Consider the following 17,856-nt stretch of genomic DNA (forward strand, 5'->3'; position numbering starts at 1 on the left):
CTGCCTGAGCTACAGGCCAGAGCGCGGGTGCCCCTTGTCCACTGTGCTCAAGGGGGCGCTCGCGGCCCCTTCCTTGGACGGAGCCGCACCTGTCCAGGTCTCCGCCACGGCCTCCACGAGGCGATCGATGTCGATGGGCTTGGCCAGGTGCCGCTGGAATCCAGCGCCGAGCGCCGCTCGACGGTCTGCGTCGCTGACGAGCGCTGTGAGGGCTATCGCCGGGATGTCTCCCCCTCGTTTGGGACCGAGGGCCCTCACTTTGCGGATGAGCGTGTTGCCGTCCTGTCCGGGCATCGCGATGTCGCTCAGGAGGACTCCCGGCCTGAAGTCCTCGAAGAGCGCCAGCGCCGTCTCCGCTGACTCCGCCGTCCGGACCTCCGCGCCCGCCAGCCTCAGCAGCTCCGTCGCGGTCTCGCGTGTTTCGGGATCGTCATCCACCACGAGGATCCGCAGGCCCCTGAGCTGCAAGGAGGCTCCAGCGCTCTGGGGCTGGGGGTGGGCTTGAGTGTGCTCTGAACCGGCAGGGCTCACCGGGCCGGCCTGCTCCCTGCTGACAGGCATGAGAGGCAGGATGACCGTGAAGGTCGCTCCCTGGCCCTTGCCGGGACTCTCCGCGTGCACGGTCCCGCCGTGGAGCTCCACCAGGTGGCGGACGATCGCCAGCCCCAGGCCAAGCCCGCCGAACACCCGGGTGTTCGAGCTGTCCTCCTGCATGAACCGGTCGAAGACGCGCTGTAGGGCCTCGGCCTCGATCCCGGCCCCTCTGTCGCTCACCCGGAGCCGGGCATGCCCGTCCATGGGCTCGAGCACCACGGTCACCCGCTGGCCAGCGGGGGAGAACTTGATGGCGTTGGTGAGCAGGTTCCACACGACCTGCTGCAGCCGCGTCGGATCGCCTGAGATCAGCCCCAGCGACTCATCCAGGGCGACCTCGAACGTGATCGACTTCTTGTCGGCCTGCGCGCTCACGCTCTCGAGCGCAGCCTGGACCACCGTGTGCAGGTGGATCGGCTGGAGCTGCATCAGGAGCTTGCCGGTGACGATGCGCGAGACGTCGAGCAGATCATCAATGAGCTGCACCTGCATCTTCGTGCTCCGCTCGATCGTCTCGCCCGCGCGCTTGAGCCTGGCGTCGTCCATCGCGCCGCGGCGCAAGAGCTGCGCCTGCATCAGCATGGTGGAGAGCGGGGTGCGCAGCTCGTGGGACAGGGTGGCCAGGAACTGGTCCTTCGCGCGGTTGGCCCGCTCGGCCTCCTCCTTCGCCTGCTGCGCCTGGGCGAGCAGCTCCGCGCGCTCGAGCTCCCGCTGCTTGCGCTCGGTGATGTCCTCGATGGCGAGCAGGAGCATGGGCATGCCGGTGCGTGAATGGACGGAGCGCGCGGAGAGCGCCATCCTCCTCCTCCCCACGTGGGGGAAGACGTGCTCGAGCTCCAGGCCCTCCAGGAGCGTGTTCTTGGCGAGCATCTGCCCCAGCGAGGCCCGCAGCTCTGGCACATCCCAGGCGCCCCCACTCAGCTCGAAGAGGCTCCTCGTCACGGTCTCGGCCGCCGAGGCCTTGTAGGCCTGGTAGAAGGCCTTGTTCGCCGAGAGGACACGCAGGTCCGCGTCGAGGACCATGAGCGGCACCTGCACGGCCTCCACGATGCCTGTGGCGTAGTCGCGCGCCCACTCCACCTGGCTGACCTGGCTCTTGAGCGCGTCGATGTCGACGAGCGACAGGATGGCGCCGTCGATCCGGTTCTCGGTCGTCTTGTAGGGTCGCAGGTGCATCCGGTACCAATGGCCGGCGCGGTCCTGGACCTCGCGCTCCCGCACCGTGGCCGTCTCTATCACCTCGACGACTTGTGAGCCCAGGTCCGGCACGTCGATGTTCAGCGTGATGTCTTTGAGCGGCCGTCCCACGTCGGAGGGCAGGACGTTCATGATACTGCGCGCCTTCGGCGTGAAGCGCCGGATCCGCTGCTCGAGATCCAGGATGAGGATCGGGATGTCGACGGTGTTGAGGACGTTGACGAGATCGCTGTTGGCCAGGTTCAGCTCCTGGTTGCGGCTGTGGAGCTCGTCGTTGACCGTGGTCAACTCCTCGTTGGTGGACTGGAGCTCCTCCTTTGCCGTCTCGAGTTCCTCGTTGAGGCTCTGGAGCTCTTCATTGCTCGAGATGAGCTCCTCGTTGGCGGAGGCGAGCGCGTCGTTGGTGCGCCCATGCTCCTCGAGCAGGGACTGGAGGTAGTCCTTCGTGGCGGCCAGCTCGAGCTTCATCGCGGGGACGCGGTGGGCCTCCTTCCCCTTCGCCGGCCTGGCGGTCTCCTGATGGACGGGCTTTTTCCCCCGCTTCCCGGGCAGGGCCACCTCTTCGAACATCACCACATAGAGGCGCTCCTTCTCCTCGGGGAGCCCCGCGACGGGGACCACGACGATGTCACACAGGTGCGTGGAGCCATTCTGGCCCACCTGCACCCCTTCCATCCGGGTGGGGGCGCTCTTCTTCCGCGCCTGGGCGAGCGCCACGCGCAGGGGGGAGAGCAGTCCTTCACGCGCCATCTTGAGGATGTTGAACTGGGGCTCTCCCGGCGCGGGCTCGAGGTAGGGACCGGTGTGCCCGCGAAACTGGACGATCTCCAGCTTGTCGTTGACGACGACTCCGGGCGGCGCATACCGGCTCAAGAGGAGGCGATCAATCCGCCTCGCCGCATCGGGAGGGGAGCCGGCGTGCTCCATGGAGGCGTGGCCGCTCACCGGCTTCTCGGGGGGCTGAAACACGGAGCCTCGTGTGAACCGGAGCTTGCTGGGACCCGCCGATCGCGCGAGGAGCTTCTGGGCCTTGTTCACCGGGATGAAGAGCTGGCTGAACCCCGAGATGCTCTCTGTGCGCCCGAGCAGGAGGAAGCCTGGGTCGTTCAGGCAGTAGTGGAAGGTGGCCAGCACCCTCTTCTGGAGCTCGGGGGTGAAGTAGATGAGGACGTTGCGGCAGGTCACCAGATCCAGCTTGGAGAAGGGCGGGTCGCGGGCCAGGTCATGCCGGACAAAGATGCACAGCTCGCGCACGGCCTTGGAGATTCGATAGCCGCCCTCGACCTGCGTGAAGAAGCGCGTCTTCCGCTCTTGGCTCACGTCTTTCAAGGCGCTGTCCGGGTAGAGCCCGGCGCGGGCCTTCTCGATGGCCTGCGCGCTGATGTCCGAGCCGAAGATCTGGATCGGACCCGAGCGCCGCACGTCTCCCAGGAACTCCAGGAGGGAGATGGCGAGCGAGTAAACCTCTTCCCCGGTGGAGCACCCCGCCGCCCACAGCCGGAGGGGCGCTCCCTCTGGCGCGTGCTTGAGGAGCACCGGGAAGACATGTTTCTTCAGCGCCTCAAAGGCCTCCGGATCCCGGAAGAAAGAGGTGACGTGAATGAGGACGTCCTCGTAGAGGGCCACAGCTTCGTCGGGGGCCTGCTCGAGGAACTTCACGTAGTCCTGCAGGTTCTCCATGCGGCGCAGCGCCATCCGGCGGGCGAGCCGCCGCTCGAAAGTGGCCGACTTGTATTCGCTGAAGTCGATCCCGACGGCGCTGCGCACCAGGGAGAAGAGCCGCTGGAGCATCTCGTCATCCGGGGCGTGCCGGGGCCACTCCGCCTCGGCGGTAGTGGTATAGGAGTGACGGCTCAGCCGCACGAGCTCCTCGGCGATCTGCGGCAGCGCCAGGCAGGAGTCCACGACTCGGGCCTGGACGGCGCTCTGAGGCATCCCTCCGAACTTCGCTGACCGCGGCTCCTGCACGAGCGTGATGCCGCTCTCCTCCTTGATGGCCCTGAGCCCTTCGGTGCCATCCGAGGCAGTGCCCGAGAGGATCACGCCGATCGCGTGGCTGCCGCGCGCAGCGGCGAGGGAGCGCAGGAAGGTGTCGACCGGCAGGTGCAGCTTGTGCGCCTCGTTTCCTCGCGCCCGCAGGCTGAGCACGTCGTCCGTGATCTCCATGTCCGCGTCCGGCGGGATGACGTAGACGTGGTTGGGTTTCACGCGCATCCCATTCTCGGCCTGGGTGACCGGCATCTGGGTCGCCTTGGACAGGGACTCGCTCAGGAAGCTGGTGTACGTGGGGGACAGGTGTTGGATAAAGACGAAGGCCATCCCGGTGTCGGGCGGCAGCAGCGAGAGGAGCTGGGTGAACGCCTCGAGCCCTCCCGCGGACGCACCAATTCCCACCACCGGAAAGGATGGACTGGGCGCACGCTTGGGAGGCGGAGCGGCGGGCCGCTTGGGCGCTGCTCGGGATGAAGAGGCGTGTCGCCGGGTCTTGGCAAACCTGGCCTTGCTCGGCTGCTTCTTCACTGAAGCCCCCCGTTCTCCGTCGGCCTTTTCACAGACGCGTTCCCTCCGGCGCTTGTGAGCCCGAGGTCTCAGCAGTGCTTCTGTGCCAGAACGTCTCAACGGTATGGGCCCTCATGGCATGGGGAGTCAATGCGATGGAAGGACGGGGGAACTGTCCCTTCTGCCTACACGCGCCCGGCGGATGGTTCTTCCACCGCTGCTGCGTATAGGAGGGGTAGGCCGGTGGAGCCATTGACCCTGTGGACGCGCTAGGTTCGCGCGGAAGAAACCCTGTCAGGCTGCTCAACCGAGGAGCTGCTCCAGCGCTCCCCATCCCTCCCTCGCCGAGGAACCGTACGGGTTGAGAGCGATCCCAGCCTGGGACTGGAAAGGCGGGCTCCTTCCCGCCAGGAGGGCTGGCCTGTTGGGCCGTGTCGCCGCGCAGCTGCGCCATTAACGAGACGACGGTTCCCTCGGAGAGCGGAGGGCTGAACTGTTGACATAGCGAAGCAGTCGCCCTGCCCTGGGACAGCCTTGGCACGCACGGGCGGCGGAGCATTCGAATGCTCATGCCCGAAGCCCGCGTGAGCAGCTCAGCGTCGCGACACTCCCTCGGCCGATCGCTCGAAGCTATGAAAACGGGCATTTATGCGGAGAGACCGTTCGCCAGTTCCGAATCATTCGGAAGTCTGCGCTCGCTTGGAGGCAGGCGTGAGCTGCCCGCTACGGGGGAGCCGACGTGGCGGGCCCTGGAGATTGGCGATGCCATGGGGCCAAGTTGGAGCGCTTCGAGGTGGCGCCCACGGCCGCCCCCTCTTCCTTCGATGAGAGGACGTGGAATGAACTTCCGAACTTGCGGCGCACTCCGCCACGCCGTTGCCGTTGCCGTAGTCGTCGCTGGGTGCGCCACCTCTCAAAAGGCGCCTGAAACCTACGCTTGGGCGCCTGTGCGCCCACCCGCTGTGCCCGGCACGGGCCTCCCCACCCGCGGACAGCCAGGGCAGGTTCGCCCCCAGCCCCTGCCGCGGAGCCCGCACAAGCGCGTGTTGCCACCCACCCGAGAGCCAGGCCTTTGGGCCGGAGACGCTCCTCAGGCCTCGCAGGAACCGGAGGCGATCCCCACACCGGAGCGGTCCAGCGCGAACAGGAGGGAGCCGCCTGTCCCGGTGACTACGGAGCGCAGCCACCCCCAGTGCGAGCCCATCCCGGTGCCGCACGCGGGCGAAGATGACCCGCATAACGAGTGCGCCGACACGTTTCCGCCGAACCGCTACCCCGGAAATGACGTACTCGTTGGCGGCAAGCGCTTTGATGCGCTGCAAGTCGGAGTGCGTGTGCTATGGGAGATCAAGACCCATCGATTTGAAACGTACAGTGGCTTTCTGCGGGGTCAGGTGATCAGAGATCAGGTGGTCGAACTGGTGGAAGCGCGAAACATCGCGACGGCCTGTGGATACGGTTTCGTCGTTGGGGTGAGCACCCAAGCCCACAAAGACGCGCTAGAGGCAGCCGAGCCCTCTCTCACCATCGTCGTCACTGGGTGCAAGCGATGACCGAACAAAATTCACTCCTTCTCATCGTCTACGCGCCTGCGCTCGTGGGCAATGACGGTCGCACGCTCGCTGTAGTCCATGGCATGGAGCGAGCGCTTCCCGGCTTGCGTTTGGAGTGGAAGGTTTCCCCGGAGGGAAAGCCCATCGCGTTGCCGCAGCGCGATGCGTGGCTCGTCGAAGGAACTCAGAGCGGCGGATTCCCTCTCGTGTGCAACGGCGACGAGGGGTACCCTGTGACGGTCACGGGGTGGGGAAAACCGGCACGCCTCAGCCCAGGCGGCCAGTCCCTGCTTGAAGTCCATGCAAGCCTGCCACTGGACGGGGCCGTGATCGCGGCATCGGCGGAGTTGCTTGAAGGCGTGGCAGAGGGAGCACGCGCGCTGTGGGGACATGCGACGCCGTTCCGCGCCGGGGTGGAGATCGCGCGGCAAACGACTGATCCGGTGCATAAGCCGGGGGTTCCGCCCCGTGGGCTGCCAGCGCTCAAGTTCCCAGAGAAAATCCGCTCGCCTGAGATTCCGCATCGCCTCGGATGGCTGAATTACTGGTCCGCCGCTGCCGCACAGACCATCGGGTTCCCGGAGCCCTCGCGTGATGCCGACCTACTCTCTCGGGCGCGGCGCACGGCGACGGGCGGGTGGGTCGTTCGGCTCACAGAGACGCCGCTCGATCTCGACACTCCCGCGCACCTTGAGGCGCTCTTACGCGCGTACGAGCGCTTCCCGGAGATTGGCGGGCGCGTGACTCCGGGCTGAGTGGAGCTGCTGGGCGTCTCCTGGCACGCGCCACCGCGATAACCTGGGGCTCGGCGCTGGGTGCCCCCTTGGGCGTCCAAGCGCACCTCATCCTACGGAGATCCAGGGTGTTCGCAGGGGGAGTCAGGCGACGGCTGAGATTGTGGAGGTTCGTGGCGGTCCTTTTGATCGCCACGGCGCAGGGGGGCTGCGTCCACGGGCGCGGTACCGTCGTTGGGCGTATCACGCCGTGGCACTTCCGGTTCAAGACGGTCGTCCCGGTGGATGCCAACGAGGCGCAACCCGATGGGTGGCGAGCAGTCTGCATCCATGCCCGGATCACGGACGGGGATTCAGGCGCTACCGACCTCTGTAAGTTCGAGGTGGGCCTGCCGATTCGGAACACCCAACAGAGGGAGGTCTCTCTGGAAGTGGCCCAGCACGTGGCGGCGTACATGGCCAACGAGGCGGCGGATCAAGTCCTCTCGAGGGTGCAGCCTGGAGAGATGATCGCCATCCTGTGTCGCAGGTTCAAGGTGGAGTACCAGCAGAGGCTCTGGGAGAGTGTCGCGGGGTCTCAAGTTTCGGAGTGACAGACCCGGGGCATCGAGACCGTCTATTTCGACATTCCCGCGAGGAGCCGTAGGAATGAGTGAGTTGACACGGGAATCATTGGCTGGAATCGCACGCCAATTCTACCCTGCAGGTTTCCCTGCGGAGGAGGAGGACCTGAGCGAGCCGGTTCCCGCCTACCAGCGCACGCCCGAGCACGAGCGGTTCATGGCGGCTTGGGAGAAGGCGCTGGCGTGGCCCGAGTGGAAGAAGCTCATGAAGGAACTTCCGCACGCCTTCCCTGGGATGGGGGTTGGCAGTGGAACTCAACCCTTTGTCTCTGCCTGCCTGCGGTGTTTTGTCTACCGCGTGGAGCCCATGCCAGAAGGGAAGCGGTTCGCAACTCGCATCGCCGCTGCTGTCAGCGTCCTCGCGCCTGTCTATGTCGTTCATGTCACGACCCAGCTCTGGCACCCGACCTACACCCCCTACGGTCAGCAGAGTGGCCCCCTTTCTTCAGGCGCTGCCCCCGACGACGGGTCCTCTCGGCTCTATCACTTCTCCCAGCCCCAACTCGCGTTCGAGCCTCCCAGCGTGGTCAAGCCCGAGGCGGACACCCTGGCTCGCGTGATTGAAGAAAGACTCGGCTATCGGCGCTTCCCGCAGGCGCTAGCGGACGAGTCTTTGCCGGAGCTCCGAGTGGGCTTCCTGAATGGAGAAGGTCCGCCCACACTCTTGGAAGCGCTCCTCTCCGACAATCTTGTTCACCTCCCGTGATGAAGTGGGGTACCGCCGTTCTCAGCACGGGGCGCGCCAACATTCGAGGCTGTAAAAACAAGCACTTACGCGGAGAGGCCGTTCTGTACTTCCGACTCAGTCGGGAGTCTGCGCTCGGTTGGAGGGAGGCGTGAGTTGCCCGCTATGGGGAGCCGACGTGGCGGGGCCCTGGAGATTGGCGATGGGCCAGTAGCACTTCCCCCTCCACTCGTAGGAGGCAGGCTCACACGGTGGCTTTGCCGCGGGCCAGGCCTTGTAGCGGGCCGTGGGGGTCTCCGGCGTGCGCGAACTCGAAGCGCTGCGACTCCGGGCTCTGGTACTGGGGCGTCCCCGGGGGCTGAGGCTGCCGCGTCAGGACGCTCGCCCCGAGGTAGTTGCCCGAGCCGAAGTCGATCAGCACGGCGGCGCCCTCTTCATGGCGCACCAGCACGTTCTCGCCCTTCACATCCCGATGCACGCCGCCCGCGGCATGCGTGGCCTCCAGGGCCCGAGCGACCTGAGCCAGCGCCCGTAGTTTCTCGTGCAAGGAGCGTGGCCGCCGAGCGGCCCACTCGTACATCGTCACACCCTCTACCCAGTCTATCACGAGGTACGGAAAGGACTCTCCGTCTGGCGATATCCATTCCCCTCGGTCGTGCAGCCGAGGCACGTGAGGATGACGCGTGCGTGCAAGCAGCTCTCCTTCGCGCTTGAAGCGAGGATCCTTCGGGTAGCGGGCCACCTTCATGGCGAACGTACCGATTTGCTCCTAGCCTACCCGCTCGACACGGAAGACGAGGCCGTAGACGCCCAGCCCGCAGCCTCGCAGACCGCGCCAAGGGCCTACCTCCATGCCCGGAGCAAGTAAGAGGGAGCCCCGCATCTCCCTGTTCCACATGGCACCTCATGGCCACCATCGGTCGGACCCAATGTCCGCTCAGTGCCACCCTACCCCACAGGTCGCTCCAGCGTACAAGCGCGGCGTCCGCCCCTCGCCCTATCCCGCCTCAGCAGCCCCTAGTCCCCAAAATCGTGGGGCGCCTCGGAGGGAGGCGGCGGGAATCGACCCCGCAGCCCAGCAAGGCGGGAGCAAAACCATCAGCAGGTCTCGCTGTTACCGGCTAACGCCTAGAGACTTACGTCGGTCGTTCTGCCATCCCACCCCGCCTCGTCCCGTTCTTACCCCTGCCGGAGGGGCACACTGGGCACTTGAGCAGTGGGACCTGAGCCAAGGAGATTGAGCATCTAAAGTGCCGCACTTAGCCCAAGGTGATCCAATATGGATCACCCTAGCTTTAGCTCTATTGGCGGCAAGGGGAGCGACCGTCTGAGGACGGTCTCGCTCAGCTTCGGTTTTCCCTTGGCAGAGAAGACGAACAACAAAGAAACTAGCCGCGCTTCGCCGAGACGCACATGATGGCAGGGATGCGCGTGAGTTGCTTCTACCACCTAAAGATGCAGATGCGACCCAAGACAGCGGAAACAAGCTTCTGTTCGCAGTTCACAGTGCTGTCCTACAAGTGCGCGCTGAATTATCTATCGTCTATGCGGCTCAGTCATTATGCGGAGTGGCTTTAGATGGCAACTTCTCTGAGGCGATTAGGCGAACTAGTCAAGTTTTATCGCGAACAAAGGGGTTTGACGCAGGAGACACTTGCTCGTCGGGTCAAACCCAAGACGAATCGTTCGCTAATTGCGCACTTAGAACAGGGACTGCGGCTCCCTTCCGCCCAAACACTGACGGCTATATGCACTCACCTCAAAATGCCAGAAGCGCTCTGGCGGCCATTTGAGGTGGAGAGCGTCCGAAGCAGAGCAGTCATAGAAACTGAACTCGGAGCAGTTGCGAGGCCACCGCCACGCTTTATAGCAGTCGCTGGACTCATGGGAAGTGGCAAAACAACTCTCGCGCGAAAAATAGCGGCTTCGCTGGGCTATTCCTATCTCCCTTCATCAGTCACTGCCAAAGATTACCTGAGCGACTTGAACTCCAACCCACGACGTTGGGCATTTGAGACCCAACTGGCATTTTTTTGCCACAAAGCAATTCAAGTCAACGAAGCCCTGTCGCGTAGCGAAAGAATCATTCTGGATCGCACTCTCACAGAAGATATTCACGTCTTTGCCAAATACTTCGTCAGCAAAGGCCATATCGAAAAACGAGCATTCGATACCTATCTTGAACTAGCGAGCTTTTTTTTCAAGACTCTCCCGGCTCCAGACATAGTGATCTACTGCGAATGTGCACCGAGCACCGCTATACGCAGAATTCAAAAGCGGCGCCGTGACGATCAGTTCCTGCACTCTCCTCAACACATAAAAAGCATCGCCAAGCTTTATGAAGACTGGACGACATCTTACCAAGACTCGACACTCCTTGCGCTTGACGGGAACCGCTTTGATTGGCGGGAGCAGGTCATTGCCGAGACTGTATGCAGGGAAATCGAGAATGTATGGCTAGGCATTGAGGAGCCTGCACAGCAACTAACTTTGTTCGAGAAACTGGAATCCTCCTCACCAAAACAAAAGCGGCACGACTTAAGAAACTCCCTTAGCCTACTTCGTCCCATATATGTCAAGCCAAGCGAAGGAACATCGCCATATGGCATGGCTTCTGTACAACCGCCCTCAACATCTGCATATCCAACAGCCTATATCGCTGCTCCATTTACTGCCAAAGCTAACGCACAGAGCAGGTCCCGCCAGTACAATATGATTTTCAGCTCAGCTCCTCATGGCAAGATATCAAGGGGCAAGTACCGCTCCTCGCTACTAGGCATAGAAACTGCCCTGAAGAAACTCGGAATAGCAACCCTGCTGCCACACAGAGACGTAAACAAATGGGGCAATCTATCTTTGACACCCAATGAAGTAATGCGATTATGCACTGAACATGTTTCAAAAAGCGATGTAATGGTTGCTGTGCTGGGAACTAGTCACGGCTCACATTATGAATTTGGCTTAGCCCGAGGAATGGGCAAACCATGCATCGTCATCTCAAGCGATGAGGTGCATAGTTCATTTATTGGAAGCGGGCTAGACAATTCGGATGACCGCGTGTTGTTGCTGAAGTGCAAGCACCTATCTGAAGTCCCAGGGTTATTGCTTGAACAAAACTCGCAGCGGTTTCTACAGCGATTCCTTTTGATTTAGCGATTTAGATTTAACAACCCGGACCAGATCGCAACTCTACACCTAGAACATCCCCACATTCTCGCCCCCTCCTGGTAGCAATGAACTCCTTTCTTGCTTGGTATCGTCAAAGACCCTTAGGCACAAAATCCATAATTCAAACCACGGTGTCGGTCGCAACGTTTTATACTGGTATACTTCTGGAAGGGAAAATCCAGGAATGGTTTGAAAAGGACTCGCCCACCGTTTGGATTATTCGCACGGCAGCGATTATTGGACTGCTGATTTTGCTAGGTTCAATTAGCCTTGTAATGCGCACAAGGCTGGAGGCCATTGAGCAGCGGGATTACCTGCGCCGCCGCCAACTGGAATATGCCTGGAGTCTGATGGACCAGTATCTCGCGCATCAGGTTGCCGCTGTCCGAACAGAACCGACCGGTCAAGAGGTTCAGCAGAGGCAACAGTTCATCGAGAGTGTGAGTACCTCCCCCAGCATGTTGAGCGAAATCGTACGCGAGACATACCGTTTTTTTGAGTCCCAGCATGCGAACATCAGAGGAACTCTCGACTCCATCGTTGATTTCGAAGTGACGTTTATGACGCTCTCCTATAGGGATAAAAAGCTAATTATCCCTGCTTATGCTAACCGCCAAGGCAGAGCACCTCCCAGTCTTGAACTGCGGGAAAAAAACCCAGCCCTCTACGAAAACACTGTTGCAGCCAAATCCTATACAGAGCCTCGCCCCACAATGAAGATCATTCCAGACACCATGGCTGATCCTCATTACGTGGACCTTTATCCTGGCCAAAAAGAGAGAATACGATCCTCATTAGCATTTCCCATTCTCTCAGACTTAAACAAGGTTTTGGGCGTGCTTGTCGTGCATTGCAATCAGCCTAAATTTTTTATGGAGTCAGACCGAGGCTTTTGGACGGAACTCCTGGAGATTTTCGGCAAGCGCCTTGCGCTGGAAAAAGCGAGGCTTGATAGACTTGTTGCATCAGACAGTGGGAAATTTTTAAATCTCACCCATCCGCCACCATTTTGAATCAAGACAGCTACGATGCGCAGAGCAGTCTCAACGAGCATTGCCTATGCATGACGAGAGTCTTTCGGCTCAAGATGAAGACAAACCCAAGAACTTCGCCCCGGGGTATCGCAATTACCTCATCTGTATAGATGAATCGGGCACTGGCGGTTCGCGGTACTACGGTTTCGGTTCGTTGTGGATGCCATGGGAACGCCGTGGGGACTTCAACAAGCTTATCGCGTCGTTGCGGTCAGAGTATCGGTATGACTATGAGATCAAATGGAACAAGGTTAATTCTAGAAACGAGCCTTTTTGCAAAGCGCTGATTTCGAGTTTTTTCCAGCAGCGCTACCTTATGTTCCACTGCCTGATTGTCCGAAAAGGATACATAGACAAGTCCTTTCATGGGCAGGACGCCCCATACGATCAGGCCCGTCGCAAGCATTTCGCGATGTTGATTACTTCGAAGATCAAGTTCTTTGCAGAGCGTGGCGTGAAGAAAGCTTATCATGCTTGGGTGGATCCGTTGCCTTCTCGCTATAAGAAAGCTGCTGAGGCAGCGCAGCTAATTATCAACAGCACGCTAAAGCAGCGTCTTAAACACCCAGCTTTGCACAGCCTCCAAGAGAGAGACTCAAAAGCTACTCCAGGCATTCAAGTTGCAGACCTCTTGCTTGGTGCCGTCGTCTCCGCCTGGAACAACGAGTCAACAAGCAAGTCTAAACTCGCTATTGCAGAGCACATCGCGCTTCATTTGGGGTGGCAAGATCTTCGTGCTGACACGTTTGACAAAGAATGGAAATTTAACATATGGCACTTTTATGATCCGACCTCTGGCGACTCTCGAGAGATTTCTACACGTAAAGCAACTCATCTTTATCAAACGCCTCCATATCGTCGACGCCGTTAGTGCAATCAGCATCGCACGGCTAATGCCAAAACTCCCTCGAGCAAGTGCGAAGCCGAAGCCTCAAGAGAAGACGTGCCGCCACCGCGAAGGCAGAGCCGAGGAAAAAGCGCAGACTGCGGTTGGCTGAGGTCGGGTCGCTGCGCAGAACGTTCGCGCTCGACGTGCTCACTCTACAGACGTGCTTTGACGCGGAAGGCTCCATCAACGCCCGCTGCACCGGACTAGATCGGCATCTCGTTAGGTAAGATTGCTTGGCTTACTCGGCATCTCGTTAGGTAAGATTGCTTGGCTTACTAGGATGGAGCCGACGGGAATCGAAAAGCCTCCCAGAGAGCGCACCGTAGCGCTCACTTTGAACCTGGAGGTCCCAATTCCTCTGGCAGCCGCGCGGGGACAAACTTCAATCCCTTGAGCGCGTCTATCACAATAAAGCCTTGGGCGGCGATCTTCACCAGATCTCCATCCTCGGCGCTTCCACTTGTAAGCCCGAGATCCGCTTCTTCTCTCGTCGAGAACGTCTGAGCTAAGGTCACCGGTTTGTGGGTGAAGAAGCTCCGGAAGTACTCGCGATATTAATCCAGCTTCAGGATGTCGCGAACGTAAAGCACCCGACCGAAACGATTCGAAGCGCCTCGTCTTCCGGCGAGCCTTCTGGATACTTCGCCGACACGGTGCCCACCGTCTTCATGACAGCATCAACTTCGAAATTTGAATTGTAGGTCATTGGTCATTGGCCGGCGCAGGAAAGCAGCCCAGGCCTGATGCGTTCTCCTGGGTGAGGATGGGAAGAAGACCCCAGGTGACGCGGGGTTACGCGCAGAAGGGGTGAGCGGAATCGAACATGACCTGGCGGGTCCTTGTTCTGATCGGCTCCCTGGCAGGTAGGAGATGCTCGATACTCGGCAAGCAGCCCGAGGCGGAGGGATGGGGCCGGCGAGCCCCATCCCCCCAATGCCCCGTTCCGCCATGAGCGCGGAGGCGGGGCGCAAGGAGTCGAGCATGAGTGGACTGGGAGGACAACAGCGGCGAGTGCTCCAGCACGCGCGGCTGCCCTGGGACGAAGGGGTGAAGGACCCGAGAGGGGCGCGAGGCAGGCGCCATGAGCACCTGGGCCTGTTGGGACTGGTGGTGGCGGCGTTCGCGGTGGGAAAGAAGGGGCTGAAGCAGGCGGCGCACCTGGCCCAGGACGTGGGGGCGCGGACGCGAAAGCGGCTGGGGCTGCCGCTGGCGGTGGCGGGCTCGACGCTGTGGCGCTTGCTGACGAAGCAGTTGCCGCAGGGCTTGAGTCAGACTTTGAAGGCTCAGGTAGAGCGGGAACTCAAAAACCCCAGAACGCCGCGGCTGCCCTTGCCCATGGGCGTGGTGAGCCTGGATGGCAAGAGCCTGTGGACCACCCACCAGGGCGAGGTGAAGGGCCTGCAGGCGGTGGCCAACGACGAGGCGGGCCGCGAGCTGTGGAGCCTGGGGGCGCTGCGCGCGGTGCTCACCAGCGTGGTGGCCGCGCCGTGCTTGGACATGGAGTTCATCAGCGCCAAGGAGGGAGAGTCCCCCGCCTTCCGGCAGCTGTTGCCTCGGGTGGTGCAGGCCTATGGCGAGCACTTCGGGGTGGTGACGGCGGACGCGGGACTGACGGCCGCACCGAACGCCGCGCTGGTGCGACAGCTGGGCAAGCATTACTGCTTGGGGCTGAAGGCCAATCAGCCCACCCTCCATGAGTACGCGGTGCAAGCCCTGGCCGACAAGCAGTGTGCGGCGCGGGCGCGCACCGAGCAGCGAGCACATGGCAAGACGGTGGTGCGTGAGCTGTGGACGCACGCGCTCAAGGAGGGCGAGGTGGACTTCCCGGGAGCGCGCATGTTGCTGCTGGTGCGCCAGCAGCACTGGGGTGATGACGGCTCCTGTGAGCAGGAGTACCGCTACTTCGTCACCTCTTTGGACACCACCCTCTTCAACTACAAGCAACTGCTGCGGCTGGTGCGGGTGCACTGGGGGATTGAAAACCGCCACCACTGGACGCTCGACATGGTGCTGGGCGAGGACGCGCGCCAGCCCTGTCGCCCCACCCGCACGGCCCTGGAGGTAGTGGCCTGGCTGCGCGCCCTGGCCTTCAACCTGCTCTCCTTCTTTCGCGCCCGGCTGCCTCCGGAAGGCCGCTACCTCGTGGAGTGGGCGCGTGCGTGCGAGGTGCTCCGCGACAGCCTTGTCCACGGGCGCAGGCAGCAGACACTCCTGCCTGCTGCCTGAGGGCTCGCCGGCCCTCCCTCCGCTTCTGGCCGCCTCAGCCTTCTTTGCGCACGGCGCCCCGGCCGAACGGCGGAGCGTTGTCTCAGCACGCCTCGCTCTCAGAGCGCGCCTTCAGGCAATCCCTGTCGCTCGAGAACGCATCGGATCTGGGAAAGCAGCGGGAATCGAACTTGCGCCCAGTGTTCCTGAATGTCTTAAGGCCCCAGGCCTACCCAGACTTCGCCGTCTTCGAAGAACTCTTTCTTCCAGATTGGCACGTCCTGCTTGAGCCGCTCGATGGCGTGCTCGCATGCCAGGAACGCCTCCTTGCGGTGCGGCGCAGCAGCAGCGATCACCACCGCCAGTTCTCCCGGCTGCAGCGTTCCCACCCGGTGCATGATCGCCAGGCGCGTGCCACCCCAGCGCTCCGCTACCTCCGCTCCGATGGCCGCCAGCCGCTTCTCCGCCATCGGCGGATAGGCCTCGTACTCGAGCTTCAGCACCCGCCGGCCCTTCGTCTGGTTGCGCACCGAGCCCGAGAACGTCACCAGCCCGCCGTACGCCTCGCCCGACACCGCCGCCACCACCTCCTCCAACCGCAGCGGCCGATCCACCACCGAGAACAGTCCCGAGCCCCCCGACACCGGTGGGATGAGCGCCAGCTCCGCTCCCGCTGGCACCTCCTCCCCCGTGTCCACGAACTCCTGGTTCACCGCCACCCGCAGGTGCGGCAGCAGCGGCTTCAGCGAGGCATGGCGCTCGGCCAGCTGGCGCAGCACATCCTGCACCCGCGCCCCCTCGGGCACCTCCAGCGTCTCCCGCTGGGTTCCCACGCGCTCGCGCGCCGCCGCGAAGTAGAGAACGGTGATCGAGCCCATCTCAGCGCGTCCGAATCACAATCCGCCCCCGCAGCCGCGCCCCACCCTCCTCCGGCGCCAGGTCCACGAAGGCGTGATCAAAGGGCGTCACCTGATCCAGGAACGCTCCGCCGAAGGCTTTCGCCGCCGCCAGCTGCCCCGTGGGCACTCCGGGCACCTGCGTGGGCGCGTCCATCTCCGCCCGCAGCCGCCCCATGTCCACCATCAGCGACAGGTGGCTCGGCCCGAACGCGTTCGCGCTGAAGCGCTCCCGCAGCGCCGTGCCAATGTTCTCCCGTGGCCTCGCGTCCAGCGCCTCGCCCGCCTGCAGCGACAGCCGATCCGGCGCTACGCTCACCACCATCGGCTGCTCCATCATCCGCAGCCGGAACTTCGTCACGTTCTTCTCCTTCACCGTCTCCACGTTCCACGAGCCCGCCGCGAACGCCTTCGTCAGCGCCGCCACCACCGGCTCCGCCCGCGTCAGCCCCGCCTCCAGCAGCACGGAGCCGCGCGGCTCGGGCCGCTTGTTCGTCAGGAAGTTCCGGTAGAAGGCCGGCGCGTCGAAGTACACCAGCATCGTCACATCCCCCCGCACCGAGCCGATCAGCGCCTCCCCATCAACCCCCTCCTGGCTCCAGCTCGCCAAGGCCTCCGCGCGGCGCGGCGAGCCCGGAGCCCCCAGGAGCGCCGTCGCCAGCTCGTCCGGAGGAATCGACATCATCGCCGCGGCCACCGGCCCCACCGGCGCCTTCTCCAGCAGCGCCGGCACCGGGCCCTGCTTCCCCGCCAGCAGCGGCTTCGCCGAGGCCAGGAAGCCATCCACCTCCGCCCTCCCCTCCTTCACCCGCAGCGACGAGAAGAACCCGGGGAACCCGTCGTCCTTCTCCTTCTTCGGGAAGCTCGAGAAGAGGTACAGGTTGCCCTCCTGCACCTTGCCGCGCAGCTCCATCAGCAGCGAGGACTCGGACAGCCCCGCGCCCGTGAACCCCTGCACGTACCGGCGCACCCCCTCCGGATCCGGCGAAGACGTCGAGGCCTTCACCGGCTCGCCCGCCTTGGGCTCGTCCTTCTCCGGCATCGCCAGGTACAGGTAGCCACGGTCCAGGAACGCCAGCACCGGCTCCGACGCGCGCAGCTCGATGCGCGCACTGCCATCCCCGCGGCGCTGCACCGTGAGCCCCTCGGACTCGAAGTCCTTGACCACCGCCTCCAGCGCCGCCGCCCCGTCCGTCACCCCCAGCACCGCCACCGAGCCCTCGAACACCGGCACCGAGAACAGCCCGAAGCCCTCGTCCGGATCCACCGCGCTCGCGTCCCCCTTCGCGCTCTGGAGCACCAGGGGCAGGAACGGCGCCTCGTCAATCTGCCGCAGCGCCACCTCCGGCCCCACCAGCCGCTTGTAGAAGTCCACCATGGGCTCCACGTTGCCGCGCAGCTGGGGCACGAAGAAGGCCACCGTCGCGTCCGCCGGAATGGCGCGCAGCACCGGCCGGGGCACCACGGTGATCCGCGCGGCCCCCAGCTCCGTCGCCCCCTCCAGCGCCTGCACGGTGAACGTGCCCGCGCGAGGGAACGCATGGGAGGCCCGCGTGGCCTTCTGGACCGGCGTGCCGTCCCCGAAGTTCCACGTCACCTCGGGCGCGCCCTCCTGCGCCGAGCCAAACTCCAACGGCACGCCGGCCTCCACCGTGCGGTCCTGCCCCACATCGGGCTTGAGCGCACGGTGGCAGCCCGGGGCCACCAGCCCCACTGCCAACACCGAGAGGACGGACAGCGGGACTTTCAGGGACAGGGACGGGGAAGACCGCATAGACG

General features: G+C 63.0%; 12 protein-coding genes. 8 read left to right on the forward strand and 4 right to left on the reverse strand.

What is annotated here, in order from left to right; translation table 11 throughout:
* Nucleotides 1-9: 9 nt before the first annotated feature.
* On the reverse strand, nucleotides 10-4,188 hold the full coding sequence (locus tag DB31_RS34775; RefSeq protein ID WP_044196396.1) for a chemotaxis protein CheB: 4,179 nt from the start codon (nucleotides 4,186-4,188) through the stop codon (nucleotides 10-12).
* Nucleotides 4,189-5,456: 1,268 nt separating this feature from the next.
* Between DB31_RS34775 and DB31_RS50870 the strand changes: the two genes are divergently transcribed.
* The 4 genes from DB31_RS50870 to DB31_RS34795 all read left to right on the forward strand — a co-directional run bounded on the left by DB31_RS50870 (nucleotide 5,457) and on the right by DB31_RS34795 (nucleotide 7,906).
* Nucleotides 5,457-5,843, forward strand: a complete 387-nt coding sequence (locus DB31_RS50870; protein ID WP_240487020.1) for a DUF6310 domain-containing protein — start codon at nucleotides 5,457-5,459, stop codon at nucleotides 5,841-5,843.
* Entirely contained in the window at nucleotides 5,840-6,598 is a 759-nt protein-coding gene (locus DB31_RS34785; RefSeq protein WP_044196147.1) for a DUF5953 family protein, read from the forward strand. The genes DB31_RS50870 and DB31_RS34785 overlap by 4 nt, the downstream gene beginning before the upstream one ends.
* Nucleotides 6,599-6,750: 152 nt before the next feature.
* Nucleotides 6,751-7,170 (forward strand): hypothetical protein, encoded by a 420-nt coding sequence (locus DB31_RS34790; RefSeq protein WP_044196149.1) that lies wholly within the window; start codon nucleotides 6,751-6,753, stop codon nucleotides 7,168-7,170.
* Nucleotides 7,171-7,225: 55 nt separating this feature from the next.
* A complete protein-coding gene (locus DB31_RS34795) occupies nucleotides 7,226-7,906 on the forward strand; it encodes a hypothetical protein (RefSeq protein WP_044196151.1) in 681 nt (226 codons plus the stop codon).
* 223 nt (nucleotides 7,907-8,129) lie between these two features.
* Here the strand turns inward: DB31_RS34795 and DB31_RS45505 are convergent, their stop codons facing one another.
* Complete coding sequence (locus DB31_RS45505; RefSeq protein ID WP_075306367.1) at nucleotides 8,130-8,633, reverse strand: protein kinase domain-containing protein; 504 nt, start codon at nucleotides 8,631-8,633, stop codon at nucleotides 8,130-8,132.
* Nucleotides 8,634-9,463: 830 nt separating this feature from the next.
* Between DB31_RS45505 and DB31_RS47245 the strand changes: the two genes are divergently transcribed.
* From DB31_RS47245 to DB31_RS34815, 4 genes are all read left to right on the forward strand, one after another.
* Nucleotides 9,464-11,038 carry a deoxynucleoside kinase gene (locus DB31_RS47245; protein ID WP_075306369.1) on the forward strand — a complete coding sequence of 525 codons (1,575 nt, stop codon included), beginning with the start codon at nucleotides 9,464-9,466 and terminating at the stop codon, nucleotides 11,036-11,038.
* 80 nt (nucleotides 11,039-11,118) lie between these two features.
* Nucleotides 11,119-12,066: a GAF domain-containing protein gene (locus tag DB31_RS47250; RefSeq protein ID WP_083969058.1), complete on the forward strand. Its 948-nt coding sequence runs from the start codon at nucleotides 11,119-11,121 to the stop codon at nucleotides 12,064-12,066.
* A 46-nt stretch (nucleotides 12,067-12,112) separates the two neighbouring features.
* Nucleotides 12,113-12,958 carry a DUF3800 domain-containing protein gene (locus DB31_RS34805; protein ID WP_083969060.1) on the forward strand — a complete coding sequence of 282 codons (846 nt, stop codon included), beginning with the start codon at nucleotides 12,113-12,115 and terminating at the stop codon, nucleotides 12,956-12,958.
* Nucleotides 12,959-13,957: 999 nt separating this feature from the next.
* Nucleotides 13,958-15,202 carry an ISAs1 family transposase gene (locus tag DB31_RS34815; protein ID WP_169787140.1) on the forward strand — a complete coding sequence of 415 codons (1,245 nt, stop codon included), beginning with the start codon at nucleotides 13,958-13,960 and terminating at the stop codon, nucleotides 15,200-15,202.
* Between the two features lie 194 nt (nucleotides 15,203-15,396).
* Here DB31_RS34815 and moaD read toward each other — a convergent pair whose 3' ends face one another.
* Nucleotides 15,397-16,059, reverse strand: coding sequence for a molybdopterin converting factor subunit 1 (moaD, locus tag DB31_RS51355; RefSeq protein ID WP_044196154.1), 663 nt, complete (start codon nucleotides 16,057-16,059; stop codon nucleotides 15,397-15,399).
* Between the two features lies 1 nt (nucleotide 16,060).
* The gene (locus DB31_RS51360; RefSeq protein WP_044196156.1) at nucleotides 16,061-17,851 is read right to left on the reverse strand and encodes a PKD domain-containing protein; all 1,791 of its coding nucleotides are present in this window, start codon (nucleotides 17,849-17,851) and stop codon (nucleotides 16,061-16,063) included.
* Nucleotides 17,852-17,856 lie beyond the last annotated feature (5 nt).

The organism is Hyalangium minutum, from assembly GCF_000737315.1.
GTDB classification, from domain to species: Bacteria; Myxococcota; Myxococcia; order Myxococcales; family Myxococcaceae; genus Hyalangium; species Hyalangium minutum.